The organism is Variovorax sp. OK605 (assembly GCF_900115445.1).
Taxonomy (GTDB): domain Bacteria; phylum Pseudomonadota; class Gammaproteobacteria; order Burkholderiales; family Burkholderiaceae_C; genus Variovorax.
The window spans coordinates 427,632-442,089 of record NZ_FOWL01000001.1; the positions used below are offsets into that span (position 1 = coordinate 427,632).

Below are 14,458 nucleotides of genomic sequence, written 5' to 3' on the forward strand. Positions count from 1 at the left end.
CGGCGCGCAGCTAGGCGGCCAAGACCTTTTCCAGATCCGCTTTCAGCGAAGTCGCGCGTTCGGGCGCGCTTGCCAGGCCCGCATCGACCAGCGCCCGCGCGCGCTCCCGGTCGCCCAGGTGCGCGGCGATGCGCGCCAGGTGCAGCGCCGTGCGCGCATGGATCCGGCTCGGCTCGGTCTCGCGCAGCATCTGCTCGAAGCTCCGCGGATAGCTGCCGTGCCGGTCGAAGAAAGCGCGGCCCGGCCCCACCCATTCGCTCAAGATGAAGTCCACGTTTTCCTCGGCCTGCGCCTTCGACGTGCCGTAGGCCCAGCCGAAGGCCGCACCGGGCGGCGGCTCCATGCGGTCGCGGAAGACGCAGCCCGCCTCTTCCATCTCTTGCGGCGCCACCTGTCCGCCGCCCTCGCCCGGCAGGAACGCGAGGTGCGCGCCCAGGTTCAGGTAGCAGGCCTTGCCGCCGCTCGCGCCCTGCACGTTGAACACGTGGATCAGCGGCCCCGCGATGCGCCGCAGCGTCTGGCCGGTGCCCTGGAAGCCTTCGGCCTTCAACACGGGATAGAGCTTTTGCGTGAGCAGCTTGAGGAAGGTGGTGCGGTTCATAGGCTCTTCCGTCTGCGGGTGCGCAAGGTGATCGAGTATCGCAAGGCCTCGGTCGGCGCGATGGCGTGCTGCCACGCCCAGCGTGCCGGTCCGCGAAGCACGTAGATGGAGCGCGGTTCGACCAGGAACTCGAGCGTGCCGGGTCCCGATGCCGGTGCGCCCGGTGCGCCCGTTGGTACCGGCCGTTCCGGCACGTACGGGCGGAACTGCATCACCGCATCGTTGTGCAGCGACACGCCGACGATCTCCTCGAAGTCCGGCACATCGCGGTGCCAGCCCAGCGGCGTGCCGGGCCGGTATTCGGCGATCAGCGCATGGCTGAGGTCTTCCGGCGCGATGCCGGCCCACGCCGCCGCCTTCGCGCGCAGCGGGTGCAGCATCTCGGGCAGCGGCGCGCCGGGCTTCAGGCGGTTGGTGTCGAAGTCGTAGCTGCCGCCGAAGCCGATGCCGCGGCGGCGCGCCGTGTATTCCTTGTAGCGCATCTCCTTGAGCGGAAGGCTCTGCACGATGCGCAGCAGCTCGGCCTCTTCATCGCGCGAGAGAAAGCCGCTCTCGTAGCGCAGCCCTTCGATGGCCGCGGCCGGCGCCTCGCCGAACAGGTCGGGCTGGCCGGCATGTTCCAGGCGTCTAGCGGCTCGCATCGGGCTCCGGCCTTCCCGCCGGCTTTCCGGCAAGCTGCACATGCCACCAGCGCGGCAGCAGCTCGCGGATCTCGGCGCGCGCGAAGCGGTCGTCCAGCAGGTGCAGCACGCCGCGGTCTTCCTCGGTGCGAATGACCCGCCCGGCGGCCTGCACCACCTTCTGCAGGCCCGGGTAGAGGTAGGTGTACTCGTAGCCTTTGCCGAAGCGCGTCTGCATGCGCTCGCGCGTGATCTCGTTGAGCTCGTTGTACTGCGGCAGCCCCAGGCTGGCCACGAAGGCGCCGATGAGCCGGCTGCCCGGCAGGTCGATGCCCTCGCCGAACGCGCCGCCGAGCACCGCGAAGCCGATGCCCTGCCCGCCCTCGCGGAAGCGCGCGATGAAGTCGTGCCGGTCGGCCTCGCGCATGCCGCGCGTCTGCGTCCACACCGGCACGCCGGGGTGGCGCAGGGAAAACGCCGCGCAGGCCTTGTCGAGGTAGTCGAAGCTGCTGAAGAAGGCCAGGTAGTTGCCCGGCATGCGCTCGAACTGGGCGCCGATGATGTCCGCCACGTTGCGCAGCGAACCCGCGCGATCGCGAAAGCGCGTCGACACGTGCGTGGCCACCTCCACGCGCAGCTGCTGGCTGGTGAACGGCGACGCCACGTCGAGCAGGGCCGTGTTCTGCGGCAGGCCGAGCGCATCGCGGTAGAACTCGAACGGCGACAGCGTGCCCGAGAAGCAGGTGACCGACACCGCGTCGCCGAAGCGCGATTCCAAGAACGGCGCGGGCACCAGGTTGCGGATGGCCAGCGTGCGCTCGGCCTGGGTCTCGCCCAGCGTGCGCTCGAACACCGAGTGGTCGCCGAAGGCCTCGGCCAGCCGGGCGAAGTGCAGCGCGTCGAAGAAGAAGCGCTGCAACGGGCCTTGCGACGCATCGGGCGTGGCCGCGAAGTACTCGGCCATGGCGGTGTTGGCGGCCTGCAGCGTGCGCAGGAAGCGCTCGGGCACTTCGTCGCTGGTCTCGTAGGCGGCCTGCTGCGGCTGCTGCACGGTGTCCCACTCGCGGAACAGGCGCGCCAGCGGGCCGCGCAGCGCGGCGGGCGCCACGCGGTGCGCCTCCTCGAGCGCGGCGCCTTCCAGCGGCGCGGTGTACATGCCGCGGGCGCGCTCCAGCAGGTTGTGCGCCTCGTCGACCAGCACGGCCACGCGCCAGTCGGCGTCGCGCATGGTGGCGTACAGGAAGGCGCTGCTGTCGAAGTAGTAGTTGTAGTCGCCCACCACGGCGTCGGCCCAGCGGGTCATTTCCTGCGCGAGGAAATAGGGGCAGACCTCGTGCGCCAGCGCAATGTCGCGCAGCGCCGCGCGGTCGAGCCAGGCGGCCTGCGCGGCCTGTTCGCGCGCGGCCGGCAGCCGGTCGTAGAAGCCGCGGGCCAGCGGGCAGGCGTCGCCGTGGCAGGCGCGGTCGGGGTATTCGCAGACCTTTTCGCGCGCCGCGAGCTCGAGCACGCGCAGCCGGCCCGGCCCCCGGCCCTTGTCGAGCACGCGCAGCGCGTCGAGCGCCACCGGCCGGCCCGAGGTCTTGGCGGTGAGGAAGAAGACCTTGTCGATGCCCTGCGCGTTCTTCGCGGCCCGCGCCTTGAGCAGCGGGAAGATGGTGGCCAGCGTCTTGCCGATGCCGGTGGGCGCCTGCGTCATCAGGCAGCGCCCGCCCATGGCCGCGCGGTAGACGGCCTCGGCCAGTTCGCGCTGGCCGGCGCGGAAGTCGCTGTGCGGAAATTCGAGCCCGGCCAGCGCGGCGTCGAGCGCGCCGCGGTGCGCCGCCTCGCTCTCCGCCCACGCGCTGTAGCGCGCGCACAGCAGCTCGAAATGTTCGCGCAGCGCCTCGCGGGTGTGGTGCTCCTCGAGCACGGTTTCGTCGCCGGTGGCAAGGTCGAGGTAGACCAGCGCCACCGTCATCCGGTCGTGGCCGTTCTGCTCGCAGAGCATCCAGCCATAGGTGCGGGCCTGGGCCCAGTGCAGCGCGCGGTGGTTGCCGCGGATGGCGTCGAAGTCGCCGCGGAAGGTCTTGATTTCTTCCACGCGGTGCCTGCGCGGCTCGTAGCCGTCGGCCCGGCCGCGCACGCGCAGCGCGCCGCAGGTGGTGTCGAGCCCGACCTCGCTCTCATAGCCCTCGCCGCGCCGGTGCTGCACCAGCGCATGGCCGGCCATGCCCTCGAGCGCGCTGGGCGCGGGCACGAAGCGCAGGTCGAGGTCGCCCGCCTTCGCGCCGAAGGCGCACAGGGCCTTGACGGAAACGACGTGCGCAACGACGCAGGCTGCGTCTGGCGGGGTGGAGGGTTCGGGGCCCATCTGGCTTGGACTGTATGAAATTACAGTATAACGAGGCCTGCCGGAAGCCTGACAAAGGCTTGCCTGGGGCCTGTCTTTCGGGCCCGTCGGGCCTAATACGCCTCTCTCTGCCGGAACGGGGCCTTCTCCGACAGGTCCGCCGGCATTTATCGGCAAAACTTGACAAGTTTTGCTTACAAATGCGACCGATGAACACTCCCACCGCGATCGACCCCGATGACTTCGAGCGTCTGCTCAGCCGCAACATCAAGCTGCCCCTGATCGGCGGCGTGTTCGGCGCCGTGGTGTTCGTCGGGTTGATCCTCTTCCTGCTCAACACCGTCCAGTGGGTCGAGCACACCGACCGCGTCACCCGCGCCGCCAGCGAGCTGCAGCGCCAGAGCATCGACATGGAGACCGGCATGCGCGGCTTCCTGATCACCGGCGACGAGAGCTTCCTGGAGCCGTACCAGAGCGCCGTGCCCCGCCTGAAGGGCGACACCGAAGCCCTGCGCGCGCTGGTGGCCGACAACCGGCAGCAGGTGGAGCGCGTCGACCGCATCGCCGGCATCCAGGCCACCTGGCTGGAGTTCGCGCGCAGCCTGATCGCCGCGCGCCGTACCGGCGAGGACGCCCAGGCCCAGGTGCGCCTGGGCCGCGGCAAGCGCCTCACCGACGACATGCGCGCCGAGTTCACCGCGCTCATGGACACCGAGCAGACGCTGCGCTTCCAGCGCAACAACGCCGCCAACAGCACCGCGTGGTGGGTGGTGGGGCTGTTCCTGCTGTTCACGCTGAGCTTCACCGGGCTGGTGGCCTACTTCGGCCGGCGGCAGCTGGTGCGGCTGTCCGAAAGCTACGACGTGGTGCTGCAGGAGCAGGCGGCGCATGCCGAGCGGCTGGCCCACGAGGCCTGGCTGCGCAGCGCGCAGACCGAGCTGGTGGGCGAACTGGTCGGCGAACTCAGCGCACCCGACATGGGCCGCAAGATCCTGGCCTTCTTCTCCCGCCACCTGGGCACCGCCGTGGGCGCCATGTACGTGCGCGAGCGCCACGGCCCGCTGCGCCGGGCCGCGAGCTACGGTTTTTCGAGTGCGGCCGAGGCCTCGCCGCAGGTGTTCTCGCCCACCGAGAGCCTGATCGGCCAGGCCGCGGCCGAGCGCCGCCGCATGGTGATCGACCCGATCGACGCCGACTACCTCAAGGTGAATTCGGGCCTGGGCCAGATGTCGCCCAAGGCGGTGCTGCTGCTGCCGGTGAGTAGCAGCGGCATGGTCAACGGCGTGGTCGAGCTCGGCCTGGCGGGCCCGCTGGACGATCGCGGCAACCAGTTGCTCGACGTGGTGACCGACGACATCGGCACCTCTCTGGCGGCGGCGCGCTACCGCGAGCAGCTGCAGGACGTGCTGGCCGAGACGCAGCAGCTCAACGAAGAGCTGCAGGTGCAGCAGGAAGAACTGCGCACCGCCAACGAAGAACTCGAAGAACAGTCGCGCGCCCTGCGCGCCTCGCAGGCCATGCTGGAGAACCAGCAGGCCGAGCTGGAGCAGACCAACAGCCAGCTGTCGGAGCGCACCGAGGCGCTCGACCAGCGCAACACCGCGCTGCGCCGCGTGCAGCGCGACCTCGAAGACCGCGCCGACGAGCTGCAGCGCGCGAGCCGCTACAAGTCGGAATTCCTGGCGAACATGTCGCACGAGCTGCGCACGCCGCTGAACAGCGCGCTCATCCTGGCCAAGCTGCTGGGCGACAACCCGCAGGGCAACCTGACGGCCGAGCAGGTGAAGTTCGCCGACTCGATCTATTCGTCGGGCAACGACCTGCTGGTGCTGATCAACGATATCCTGGACATCGCCAAGGTCGAGGCCGGCAAGCTCGAGGTGGTGCCCGAAGACGTGCGCCTGGCCAAGCTGGCGCAGAGCCTGGAGAGCACCTTCAGCCCGCTGGCCATGCAGAAGAACCTGAGCTTCAGGCTCGAAGTGCGGCCCGACGCGCCGCTCACGCTGCTCACCGACCGCCAGCGCGTGGAGCAGATCCTGAAGAACCTGCTGTCGAACGCGCTGAAGTTCACCGACCGCGGCGAAGTGGCGCTGGTGGTGTCGGCGGCGCCGGACGGCGGCGCGGTGTTCGCGGTGTCCGACTCGGGCATCGGCATCGACCCCAAGCAGCACGAGCTGATCTTCGAGGCCTTCCGCCAGGCCGACGGCACCACCAGCCGCCGCTACGGCGGCACCGGGCTGGGCCTGTCGATCTCGCGCGACCTCACGCAACTGCTGGGCGGCGCGCTCACCGTCGAAAGCACGCCGGGCCAGGGCAGCACCTTCCTGCTGGAACTGCCCGCACGCGCACCGCAGGCGGCGCAGGGGTCTCCGGCTTCGCACGGCTTGCAGGGTTCGGCATTCGCCGCCGCGCAGCAGTCGACGGTCTATGCGCCCAGGGCCGTGGCCCCTCCCGCCCCGCTGGCGCCGCAGCCGCCCTCCCCCGTGCCCGCGCCGCAGTTCGCCGACGACCGCGGCATTCCGCGCGACCAGGTGCGCCGCGTGCTGGTGATCGAGGACGAGCCGCAGTTCGCGCACATCCTCTACGACCTGGCGCACGAGCTGGGCTACCGCTGCCTGGTGGCGCACGGCGCGGCCGACGGTTTCGAGCTGGCCACGCAGTTCCTGCCCGACGCCATCCTGCTGGACATGCGCCTGCCCGACAGCACCGGCCTGGACGTGCTGCAGCGCCTGAAGGACTCGCCGCACACGCGCCACATTCCGATCCACGTGGTGTCGGCCGCCGAGAACGCGCAGAACGCGGCGCTGCAGATGGGCGCCGTCGGCTATGCGCTGAAGCCCGCCACGCGCGACGAGCTCATGAAGGTGTTCGGCCGGCTGGAAGACAAGCTCACGCAGAAGGTCAAGGTCGTGCTGCTGGTGGAAGACGACGAGCTGCAGCGCGAAAGCGTGATCCGACTGATCGGCGACGACGACATCGAGATCGTGGCCGTGGGCTCGGGCGAGGAAGCGCTGGAGCTGCTGCGCACGCGCGTGTTCGACTGCATGATCACCGACCTGAAGCTGCCCGACATGCAGGGCAGCGAGCTGCTCAAGGCCATGGCGGCCGAAGAGATCGTGTCGTTCCCGCCGGTCATCGTGTACACCGGGCGCAACCTCACGCGCGACGAGGAGACCGAGCTGCAGCGCTACTCGCGCTCCATCATCATCAAGGGCGCGCGCTCGCCCGAGCGCCTGCTCGACGAGGTGACGCTGTTCCTGCACAAGGTGGAGGCCGAGCTGTCGAGCGAACGCCAGGGCATGCTGAAGACCGCGCGCGGGCGCGACCGCATCTTCGAGGGCCGCACCATCCTGCTGGTGGACGACGACGTGCGCAACATCTTCGCGCTGACCAGCGCGCTGGAGCAGCGCGGCGCCATGGTCGAGATCGGCCGGAACGGCCGCGAGGCACTCGAGCGGCTCGACCAGGTGAGCGACATCGACCTGGTGCTGATGGACGTGATGATGCCGGAGATGGACGGCCTGGAAGCCACGCGCCGCCTGCGCTCCGACCCGCGCTTCGAGAAGATGCCGGTGATCGCCATCACCGCCAAGGCCACCAAGGACGACCGCGAGCAGTGCCTGGCCGCCGGCGCCAACGACTACCTGGCCAAGCCGGTCGACCTGGAGCGGCTGTTCTCGCTGCTGCGCGTGTGGATGCCGAAGATGGAGCGCCTGTGACACGAACGCCAGCGACACCGACGCCTTCTTCGCCCCTCACGGGCGCGTCCCCGCCGCCGCTGCACCCGCTCAGCGACACCGAGATCGAGCTGCGCCTGCTGATGGAGGCGATCTACCTCAAGTACAGCTACGACTTTCGCAACTACACCGTGGCCTCGCAGAAGCGCCGCGTGCTGCACGCGCTCGACCAGCTCGGCCTGCCGAGCATCTCGGCGCTGCAGGAGCGCGTGCTGCGCGAGCCGGCGCTGTTCGGCCGGCTGCTGCAGTTCCTCACCATCCCGGTGAGCGAGATGTTCCGCGACCCGTCGTACTTCCTGGCGCTGCGCCAGCACGTGGTGCCGATCCTGCACACCTACGCGTCGGTGAAGGTGTGGGTGGCGGGCTGCAGCACCGGCGAAGAGGTGTTCTCGCTGGCCATCCTGCTGCGCGAAGAAGGCCTGCTGGAGCGCACGCAGATCTACGCCACCGACATCAACCCTGCTTCGCTCGAGAAGGCGCGCCAGGGCATCTTTCCGCTCGATGCGATCCGCGGCTACACCACCAACTACCAGCGCGCGGGCGGGCGCAGCGCGTTCTCCGACTACTACACGGCCGCCTACGACGCCGCGCGCTTCGACCCCTCGCTGTGCGCCGACGTGATCTTTGCCGACCACAGCCTGGCCACCGACAGCGTGTTCGCGGAAACGCAGCTGGTGTCGTGCCGCAACGTGCTCATCTACTTCAACCGGCAGCTGCAGGACCGCGCGCTCGGCCTCTTCCACGAGTCGCTGTCGCACCGCGGCTTCCTGGGGCTGGGCTCGAAGGAAAGCATCGACTTCTCGGGCTATTCCGACCGCTTTGCGCCGCATGCGCGCGCCGAGCGCATCTACCGGAAGGCCACATGAAGCGGCAGTTGCGTTCTTCCGTGAACAAGCACGTCGACGCGGTGGTGCTCGGCGCGTCGGCCGGCGGCATCGACGCGCTGACCGTGCTGCTGAACGACCTGCCCGCCACCTGGCAACTGCCGATGGCGGTGGTGCTGCACCTGCCCGAGGACCACGAGAGCCACCTGGCCGAGATCTTCGCGCAACGCATGCCGATTCCCGTGCACGAGGCCGCCGACAAGATGCCGCTGGCCGCGGGCAGCCTGTATTTCGCGCCGCCGGGCTACCACCTGTCGATCGAGCGCGAGCGCAGGTTCTCGCTGAGCTGCGAGCCGCCGGTGCTGTTCTCGCGCCCGTCGATCGACGTGCTGATGGGCTCGGCCGCCGACGCCTACGGCCCCGCCGTGGCCGGCTTTCTGCTGACCGGCGCCAACGACGACGGTGCCGAAGGCCTGAACCGCATCCATCTGGCCGGCGGCCTCACCGCCGTCCAGGAACCGAAGGAAGCCCAGATTCCCACCATGCCCCAAGCCGCCATTGCGCGCCACGTGCCCGACTACGTGCTCCCCCTGCGCGACCTGCGCGCCCTGCTGCTTCAACTGGAGGCCGCCCATGCACATTGACGTCGAAAGCAAGCTGCTGATCGTCGATGACCTGCCGGAAAACCTGCTGGCGCTGGAAGCGCTCATCCGCGCGCCGGGCCGCGTGGTGTTCCGCGCCGCCTCGGCCGAAGCGGCGCTGGCGCTGCTGCTGGAAAACGAATTCGCGCTGGCCATCGTCGACGTTCAGATGCCGGGCATGAACGGCTTCGAGCTGGCCGAGCTGATGCGCGGCACCGAGCGCACGCGGCACATTCCCATCATCTTCGTGAGCGCCGCCGGCCGCGAGCTGAACTACGCGTTCCAGGGCTACGAGAGTGGCGCGGTCGACTTCCTGCACAAGCCGCTGGACCCGCATGCGGTGGTCAGCAAGGTGAACGTGTTCGTCGACCTGCACCGCCACCGCAAGGCGCTGCGCCACGAGATGGACCAGCTCGCCGCCGCCCACCACAAGCAGGAAGAACTGGTGCAGCAGCTGCAGCACACGCAGCGCGAACTGGAGCGCGCGGTGCGCATGCGCGACGACTTCATGTCGATGGTGTCGCACGAGCTGCGCACGCCGCTGAACACGCTGTACCTGGAGGCGCAGCTGCGGCAGTTGCACCTGTCCAAGGGCAACCTCGCCAACTTCGCGCCCGACCGGCTGCCCGCGATGATCGAGCGCGACCAGCGGCAGATCCGCAACATGGTGCGCCTCATCGACGACATGCTCGACGTGACGCGCATGCGCCGCGACGCGCTGTCGATCCAGACCAAGCCGGTGGACCTGTCGGTGCTGGCGCGTGCCGTGGTCGAGAACCTGCGGCACCAGGCCGAGGCGGCGGGCTCGACCATCACGCTGGAGACGCCGGCCGAGCTGCGCGGCGTGTGGGACGAGTTCCGCATCGAGCAGGTGCTGACCAACCTGCTGACCAATGCGCTGCGCTACGGCGGCGGCAAGCCGGTGGAGATGATGGTGATCGAGGCCGGCGGCCTGGCACAGGTGGCGGTGCGCGACCAGGGCATCGGCATTGCGCCCGAAGACCAGGCACGCATCTTCGAGCAGTTCGAGCGCACCGACGACAGCCGCAAGCACGCGGCCGGCCTAGGCCTGGGGCTGTACATCACGCGCAAGATCGTGAGCCTGCATGGTGGGCGCATCGGCGTGGAGAGCGCGCCCGGCGCGGGCTCGCGCTTCGTGGTCGAGCTGCCGCTGCACGCCAGCGATGCCAGCACGGACACGGACACCCACACCGGCGACGGCGCCTCGAAATCGTAGGTGCGCTCCTACTGCGCGGCTCGTAGCGGGCCGCGATACTGCTCCATTCGACTTACTTGAAAAGAGAGCTTTACGTGAACGTGCTGATCGTCGACGACAACGAAGCCGCGGCCGACCTGTTGCAAGAACTGCTGACCTTGCAGGACCACACGGCACGCTGCACCTACACGGCGCAGCAGGCGCTGGACGCGGCGGCCGCGGAGCACTTCGACGCCGCGCTGATCGACCTCACGCTGCCCGACTTCCCCGGCACCGAGGTGGCACGCCGGCTGCGCGAGAACCCGGCCGAGGGCACGCCGAAACTGCTGGTCGCCATCTCGGGCTTCTCGGCGCAGGACACGGGCGGCCAGTCGGCCGAAGGCCTGTTCGACCACCACCTGCAGAAGCCGATCGACATCGACAAGCTGGAACGCATCCTGGCGCAAGCCGCTTCCTGACGGCTCACCGGGGCCGGAACAGGCGCCGGTACACCACTTCTTCGTTTCCCTTCTGTTGGCGCCGCTCCCCGGCGCGGCGCGAGCGTGCGCGCGTCCCTCCCAGCCTCGCCGGGCTACTGGTAAACCACGAGGCCCAAATTGGTGAACCACTTTTAAACTGGCTCACCACATCATGGCCACGCTCACCGAATCCCCCCTTGTCCAGGCTGCCGAGCCGGAATCCGATCGCTCGTACCAGAAGCTCGCGGCACGCATCGCCGAGCTCATTCGCGGCGGTGAATTCAAGGTGGGCGACCGCCTGCCGTCGGAGCGCGCGCTGGCCGAGCGCTTCAACGTGAGCCGCACGCTGGTGCGCGAGGCGATCATCGTGCTGGAGATCCAGGGCGCGGTCGAAGTGCGCGGCGGCTCGGGCATCTACATCTGCGCGCCGGCGGCCGGCGCCATGGCGCCCGCTGCCGCCTACACGCTCTCGCCAGGCCCCGGCCCTTTCGAGCTGCTGCGCGCGCGCAGCCTGATCGAGGCCGAGATCGCCTCGGTGGCGGCGGAGAACCGCAAGGACAGCGACATCGACCGCATCTACGCCGCGCTGGCCGCGATGCGCGAGCACATGCAGGACAAGGCGGCCAACGAGGCGGCCGACCGGCTCTTTCACCTGCGCATTGCCGAGTCGACCGGCAACAGCGTGCTGCTGCAGATGGTCACCGGGCTGTGGGACCACACCAAGGCGCCGATCTGGTCGCAGATGGAGGCGCACTTCCACACGCCCGAGCTGCGCCGCGCCTCGCAGGACGACCACCAGCGCGTGTTCAACGCGCTGCTCGAACGCAACCCCGCCGAGGCCCGCGCCGCGATGCGCGCGCACATCGACCGCGTGATCGCGGAGTTCGCCCAGGCCTGGCGCTGAGGGCGCGTGCCCGCCAGGTGCCGTCATGTGCCCGCGCGGGCACCGCCGTTCCCTTTTTCGTTGTTCCCGCCGCCCGACTTGGGCCTTACCCAAAACCACAGAACTGGAGACAGAAGATGACGACTACGAAGACCCTGCTCGCCGCCTTGATGGCCGCGGCATTCGTCGGCCAGGCCGCCGCGCAGACCGTGCCGCTGCCGGCCCCCGGCACCAGCGCGCGCATCGACGCCATCAAGAAGGCCGGCGTGCTGCGCGCGGGGGTGCTGTCGAACCCGCCGTGGCTGATCGAGAACACCACCGGTTCGGGCGATGCCTGGGCCGGCCCCGCATGGCTGCTGGCGAACGAGGTAGCCAAGCAGTTGGGCGTGAAGCTGCAGGCCGTGCCCGTCTCGCACGAGACCAAGGTGCCGGTGCTGGCGTCGAACCAGGCCGACATGACGATCTCGCCGCTGTCGGTAACGCCCGAGCGCCTGAAGGTGGTCGACTTCGTGACCTACTCGCGCACCGCGCTGTGCGTGTTCGGCCGCGCCGACAACCCGAAGGTGGCCAACGCCAAGTCGATCGACGAGTTCAACAACCCGAACATCACGGTGGCCTATTTCACCGGCGGCGGTGAAGAAAACTGGGTGAAGAAGCGCTTCCCCAACGCCAAGCTGCGCGGCGTGTCCACCGCCGGCACCGCGGCGCCGGTGGAAGAAATCATGGCCAAGCGCGCCGACGTGACGCCCATCAACCGCGTGCCATGGCAAGCGCTCAACCGCAAGGTCAAGGGCCTGAAGGTGCTGCCCGACGGCAACAACTGCCAGGACTCCACCGAGATGGCCACCCCCATCGGCCTGGCCATCGACAAGAACCAGCCCGAGTACCTGAACTGGCTCAAGGCGGTGAACGACCAGATGAAGCCCAAGCTCGACGCGGACGAAGCGCGAATCATCAACGCGATGTGAGCCGCGGCCCCGGCCGCAACGCTTTGATTCGCTGATTTCACGGACCCCATGGAGCTCGACTTCTCCCCCCTGCTCGACAGCTGGCAGTACCTGCTCGGCGGGCTGGGCATCACGCTGCTGCTGTCGGTGCTCACCGCCGTGGGCGCGCTGGTGCTCGGCACCGCGCTGGGCCTGGGCCGCGTCTATGGCGCGGCCTGGCTGCGCATACCCATCGTGTTCTACATCGACACCCAGCGCGCCATTCCGGTGCTGGTGATATTGGTGTGGTTCTATTTCGCGGTGCCCATCCTCACGGGCATCAGCTTCCACCCGTTCTGGGCCGCGCTGATGGCGCTCACGCTGCACATTGCCGCCTATGTGGCGGAGATCGTGCGCGCGGGCATCGAGTCGATCCGGCCCGGGCAGATCCGCGCGGCGCTGGCGCTGGGCATGTCGCGCGCGCAGATCGTGCGCAAGGTGGTGCTGCCGCAGGCGCTGGTGCGCATGCTGCCGGCCTTCGGCTCGGTGCTGTCGATCACCATCAAGGACACGGCCATTGCCACGGTGATCGCCGTGCCTGAACTCATGAAACGCGCCGAAACCATCGCGGGCCAGAGCTACCGGCCGATCGAGGTGTTCACGGTGGTGATGGTCATCTACTTCATCATCCTGTTCCCCGGAACACGGCTGATCGATGCGCTGTACAAGCGCGTTGCGCACCTGGGGAGGTCGTGATGAATCTGGACTGGAACATTGTCTGGGTCCACCGCTACGACCTGCTGCACGGCGCCGGGCTGACCGTGCTGCTCACCGTGCTGACCATGGTGGTGGCGGTGCCCGCAGGCATCCTGCTGGCGCTGATGCGGCTGTCGAAATCGAAGGTGCTGTCGGGCGCCAGCCAGGCGTTCGTGGAGTTCTTCCGCAACCTGCCGCTGATCCTGGTCGTGTACTGGGCGTTCTACGTGATGCCGGTGTTTCTGCACATCGAGTTCTCGGCCTTCACCACGGGGCTGGTGGCGCTGTGCCTGAACGTGTCGGCCTACAACGCCGAGACCTTCCGCGCCGGCATCAACTCGATCCGCAAGGGCCAGATGGAAGCCGCCATCGCGGTGGGCATGAGCCGCTGGCAGGCCATGAAGAAGGTGGTGATCCCGCAGGCCTGGCGGCGCGTGCTGCCGGTGCTGGCGAGCACCTGGGTGTCGCTGTTCAAGGACACCTCGCTGGTGTCGGTGATCGCGGTGGGCGAGCTGGCGCACGTGGCGCTGCAGATCCGCTCGTCGAGCTTCCGCGTGCTGGAGATGCTCACGGCCATGGCCGTCATCTACTGGCTCATGGGCTACCCGCAGGCCAAGCTGGTCGACTGGATACAGAAGAAATTCGAGGTCAAGGAATGATGAACGGCGAACGTAAATCGGCGGGCCAGGCGCCGGTCGTGGTGTACGACAACGTGCGCAAGCTGTACGGCAGCTTCGTGGCGCTGGACGGCGTGACGGTGCAGGTCAACAAGGGCGAGGTGATGTGCCTGATCGGGCCTTCGGGCTCGGGCAAGTCGACGCTGCTTCGCTGCACCAACGCGCTGGAGACCATCGACGGCGGGCGCGTGCTGATCGACGGCGTGCCGCTGCCCACCGAAGAGCGCGAGGCCCGCAAGGTGCGCCAGCGCATGGGCATGGTGTTCCAGAACTTCGAGCTGTTCCCGCACAAGAACGCGCTGGACAACGTGGCCATCGGCCCCGTCACGGTGCTGGGCATGAGCGAGGCGAAGGCGCGCGAGCGCGCGATGAAGCTGCTCGAGAAGGTGGGCCTGGCCGCCAAGGCGCACAACTTTCCCAGCGGCCTGTCGGGCGGCCAGCAGCAGCGCGTGGCCATTGCGCGCGCGCTGGCGATGGAACCCGAGGTGATGCTGTTCGACGAGCCCACCTCCGCGCTCGACCCCGAGACCATCGGCGAAGTGCTCAACGTGATGAAGAAGCTGGCCGACGAAGGCATGACCATGGTCGTGGTCACGCACGAGATGGCCTTTGCCCGCAGCGTGGCCGACTGGGTGGTGGTGTTCGACCACGGCAAGGTGGTCGAGCAGGGCCCGCCCAGGCAGATCTTCGAGGCGCCGACCGCCGAGCGCACGCGCGACTTCCTGGGCCACCTCGGCTGGCACGGCTGAGCCACGCGCCCTCCTCCCCCAACGACACGCACAGACATACA

Annotated in this window: 13 protein-coding genes; 10 read left to right on the plus strand and 3 right to left on the minus strand. The window is 68.9% G+C overall.

The genetic code is table 11. From position 1 onward, the window contains the following. Positions 1-10 precede the first annotated feature (10 nt). The 3 genes from BM013_RS01925 to BM013_RS01935 are packed head-to-tail and all read right to left on the minus strand — an operon-like array spanning position 11 to position 3,571. A complete protein-coding gene (locus BM013_RS01925; protein WP_093122107.1) occupies positions 11-601 on the minus strand; it encodes a DUF4304 domain-containing protein in 591 nt (196 codons plus the stop codon). After that, entirely contained in the window at positions 598-1,242 is a 645-nt protein-coding gene (locus BM013_RS01930; RefSeq protein ID WP_093122110.1) for an alpha-ketoglutarate-dependent dioxygenase AlkB, read from the minus strand. Before BM013_RS01930 ends, BM013_RS01925 begins: the two co-directional genes overlap by 4 nt. Continuing rightward, positions 1,229-3,571, minus strand: a complete 2,343-nt coding sequence (locus tag BM013_RS01935; protein WP_093122112.1) for an ATP-dependent DNA helicase — start codon at positions 3,569-3,571, stop codon at positions 1,229-1,231. The genes BM013_RS01930 and BM013_RS01935 overlap by 14 nt, the downstream gene beginning before the upstream one ends. A 188-nt stretch (positions 3,572-3,759) precedes the next feature. On the opposite strand from BM013_RS01935, the gene BM013_RS01940 reads away from it, so the two are divergent. The 10 genes from BM013_RS01940 to BM013_RS01985 all read left to right on the plus strand — a co-directional run bounded on the left by BM013_RS01940 (position 3,760) and on the right by BM013_RS01985 (position 14,417). Next, a complete protein-coding gene (locus BM013_RS01940; protein ID WP_093122115.1) occupies positions 3,760-7,269 on the plus strand; it encodes a response regulator in 3,510 nt (1,169 codons plus the stop codon). 101 nt (positions 7,270-7,370) lie between these two features. Continuing rightward, on the plus strand, positions 7,371-8,153 hold the full coding sequence (locus BM013_RS01945; protein ID WP_093123304.1) for a CheR family methyltransferase: 783 nt from the start codon (positions 7,371-7,373) through the stop codon (positions 8,151-8,153). Beyond that, positions 8,150-8,755 (plus strand): chemotaxis protein CheB, encoded by a 606-nt coding sequence (locus tag BM013_RS01950; RefSeq protein ID WP_093122117.1) that lies wholly within the window; start codon positions 8,150-8,152, stop codon positions 8,753-8,755. Before BM013_RS01945 ends, BM013_RS01950 begins: the two co-directional genes overlap by 4 nt. Beyond that, complete coding sequence (locus tag BM013_RS01955) at positions 8,745-9,989, plus strand: hybrid sensor histidine kinase/response regulator (protein WP_093122119.1); 1,245 nt, start codon at positions 8,745-8,747, stop codon at positions 9,987-9,989. The genes BM013_RS01950 and BM013_RS01955 overlap by 11 nt, the downstream gene beginning before the upstream one ends. Positions 9,990-10,045: 56 nt before the next feature. After that, positions 10,046-10,426 carry a response regulator gene (locus BM013_RS01960; RefSeq protein WP_256219871.1) on the plus strand — a complete coding sequence of 127 codons (381 nt, stop codon included), beginning with the start codon at positions 10,046-10,048 and terminating at the stop codon, positions 10,424-10,426. 172 nt (positions 10,427-10,598) lie between these two features. Beyond that, positions 10,599-11,330, plus strand: coding sequence for a FadR/GntR family transcriptional regulator (locus tag BM013_RS01965; protein ID WP_093122124.1), 732 nt, complete (start codon positions 10,599-10,601; stop codon positions 11,328-11,330). A 116-nt stretch (positions 11,331-11,446) separates the two neighbouring features. After that, entirely contained in the window at positions 11,447-12,277 is an 831-nt protein-coding gene (locus tag BM013_RS01970; RefSeq protein ID WP_177206489.1) for a substrate-binding periplasmic protein, read from the plus strand. Positions 12,278-12,325: 48 nt separating this feature from the next. Beyond that, positions 12,326-12,991, plus strand: a complete 666-nt coding sequence (locus BM013_RS01975; RefSeq protein WP_093122126.1) for an amino acid ABC transporter permease — start codon at positions 12,326-12,328, stop codon at positions 12,989-12,991. Then, positions 12,991-13,650: an amino acid ABC transporter permease gene (locus tag BM013_RS01980; protein ID WP_093122129.1), complete on the plus strand. Its 660-nt coding sequence runs from the start codon at positions 12,991-12,993 to the stop codon at positions 13,648-13,650. The genes BM013_RS01975 and BM013_RS01980 overlap by 1 nt, the downstream gene beginning before the upstream one ends. Further along, positions 13,650-14,417, plus strand: a complete 768-nt coding sequence (locus BM013_RS01985) for an amino acid ABC transporter ATP-binding protein (protein WP_093122132.1) — start codon at positions 13,650-13,652, stop codon at positions 14,415-14,417. The genes BM013_RS01980 and BM013_RS01985 overlap by 1 nt, the downstream gene beginning before the upstream one ends. The last annotated feature ends 41 nt before the right edge of the window (positions 14,418-14,458 follow it).

What these genes read in the sequence shown, in the direction of transcription:
- BM013_RS01925 (WP_093122107.1), bottom strand. Translation starts at nt 601, where the DNA reads ATGAACCGCACCACCTTCCTCAAGCTGCTCACGCAAAAGCTCTATCCC.
- BM013_RS01930 (WP_093122110.1), bottom strand. Translation starts at nt 1,242, where the DNA reads ATGCGAGCCGCTAGACGCCTGGAACATGCCGGCCAGCCCGACCTGTTC.
- BM013_RS01935 (WP_093122112.1), bottom strand. Translation starts at nt 3,571, where the DNA reads ATGGGCCCCGAACCCTCCACCCCGCCAGACGCAGCCTGCGTCGTTGCG.
- BM013_RS01940 (WP_093122115.1), top strand. Translation starts at nt 3,760, where the DNA reads ATGAACACTCCCACCGCGATCGACCCCGATGACTTCGAGCGTCTGCTC.
- BM013_RS01945 (WP_093123304.1), top strand. Translation starts at nt 7,371, where the DNA reads ATGGAGGCGATCTACCTCAAGTACAGCTACGACTTTCGCAACTACACC.
- BM013_RS01950 (WP_093122117.1), top strand. Translation starts at nt 8,150, where the DNA reads ATGAAGCGGCAGTTGCGTTCTTCCGTGAACAAGCACGTCGACGCGGTG.
- BM013_RS01955 (WP_093122119.1), top strand. Translation starts at nt 8,745, where the DNA reads ATGCACATTGACGTCGAAAGCAAGCTGCTGATCGTCGATGACCTGCCG.
- BM013_RS01965 (WP_093122124.1), top strand. Translation starts at nt 10,599, where the DNA reads ATGGCCACGCTCACCGAATCCCCCCTTGTCCAGGCTGCCGAGCCGGAA.
- BM013_RS01970 (WP_177206489.1), top strand. Translation starts at nt 11,447, where the DNA reads ATGACGACTACGAAGACCCTGCTCGCCGCCTTGATGGCCGCGGCATTC.
- BM013_RS01975 (WP_093122126.1), top strand. Translation starts at nt 12,326, where the DNA reads ATGGAGCTCGACTTCTCCCCCCTGCTCGACAGCTGGCAGTACCTGCTC.
- BM013_RS01980 (WP_093122129.1), top strand. Translation starts at nt 12,991, where the DNA reads ATGAATCTGGACTGGAACATTGTCTGGGTCCACCGCTACGACCTGCTG.
- BM013_RS01985 (WP_093122132.1), top strand. Translation starts at nt 13,650, where the DNA reads ATGAACGGCGAACGTAAATCGGCGGGCCAGGCGCCGGTCGTGGTGTAC.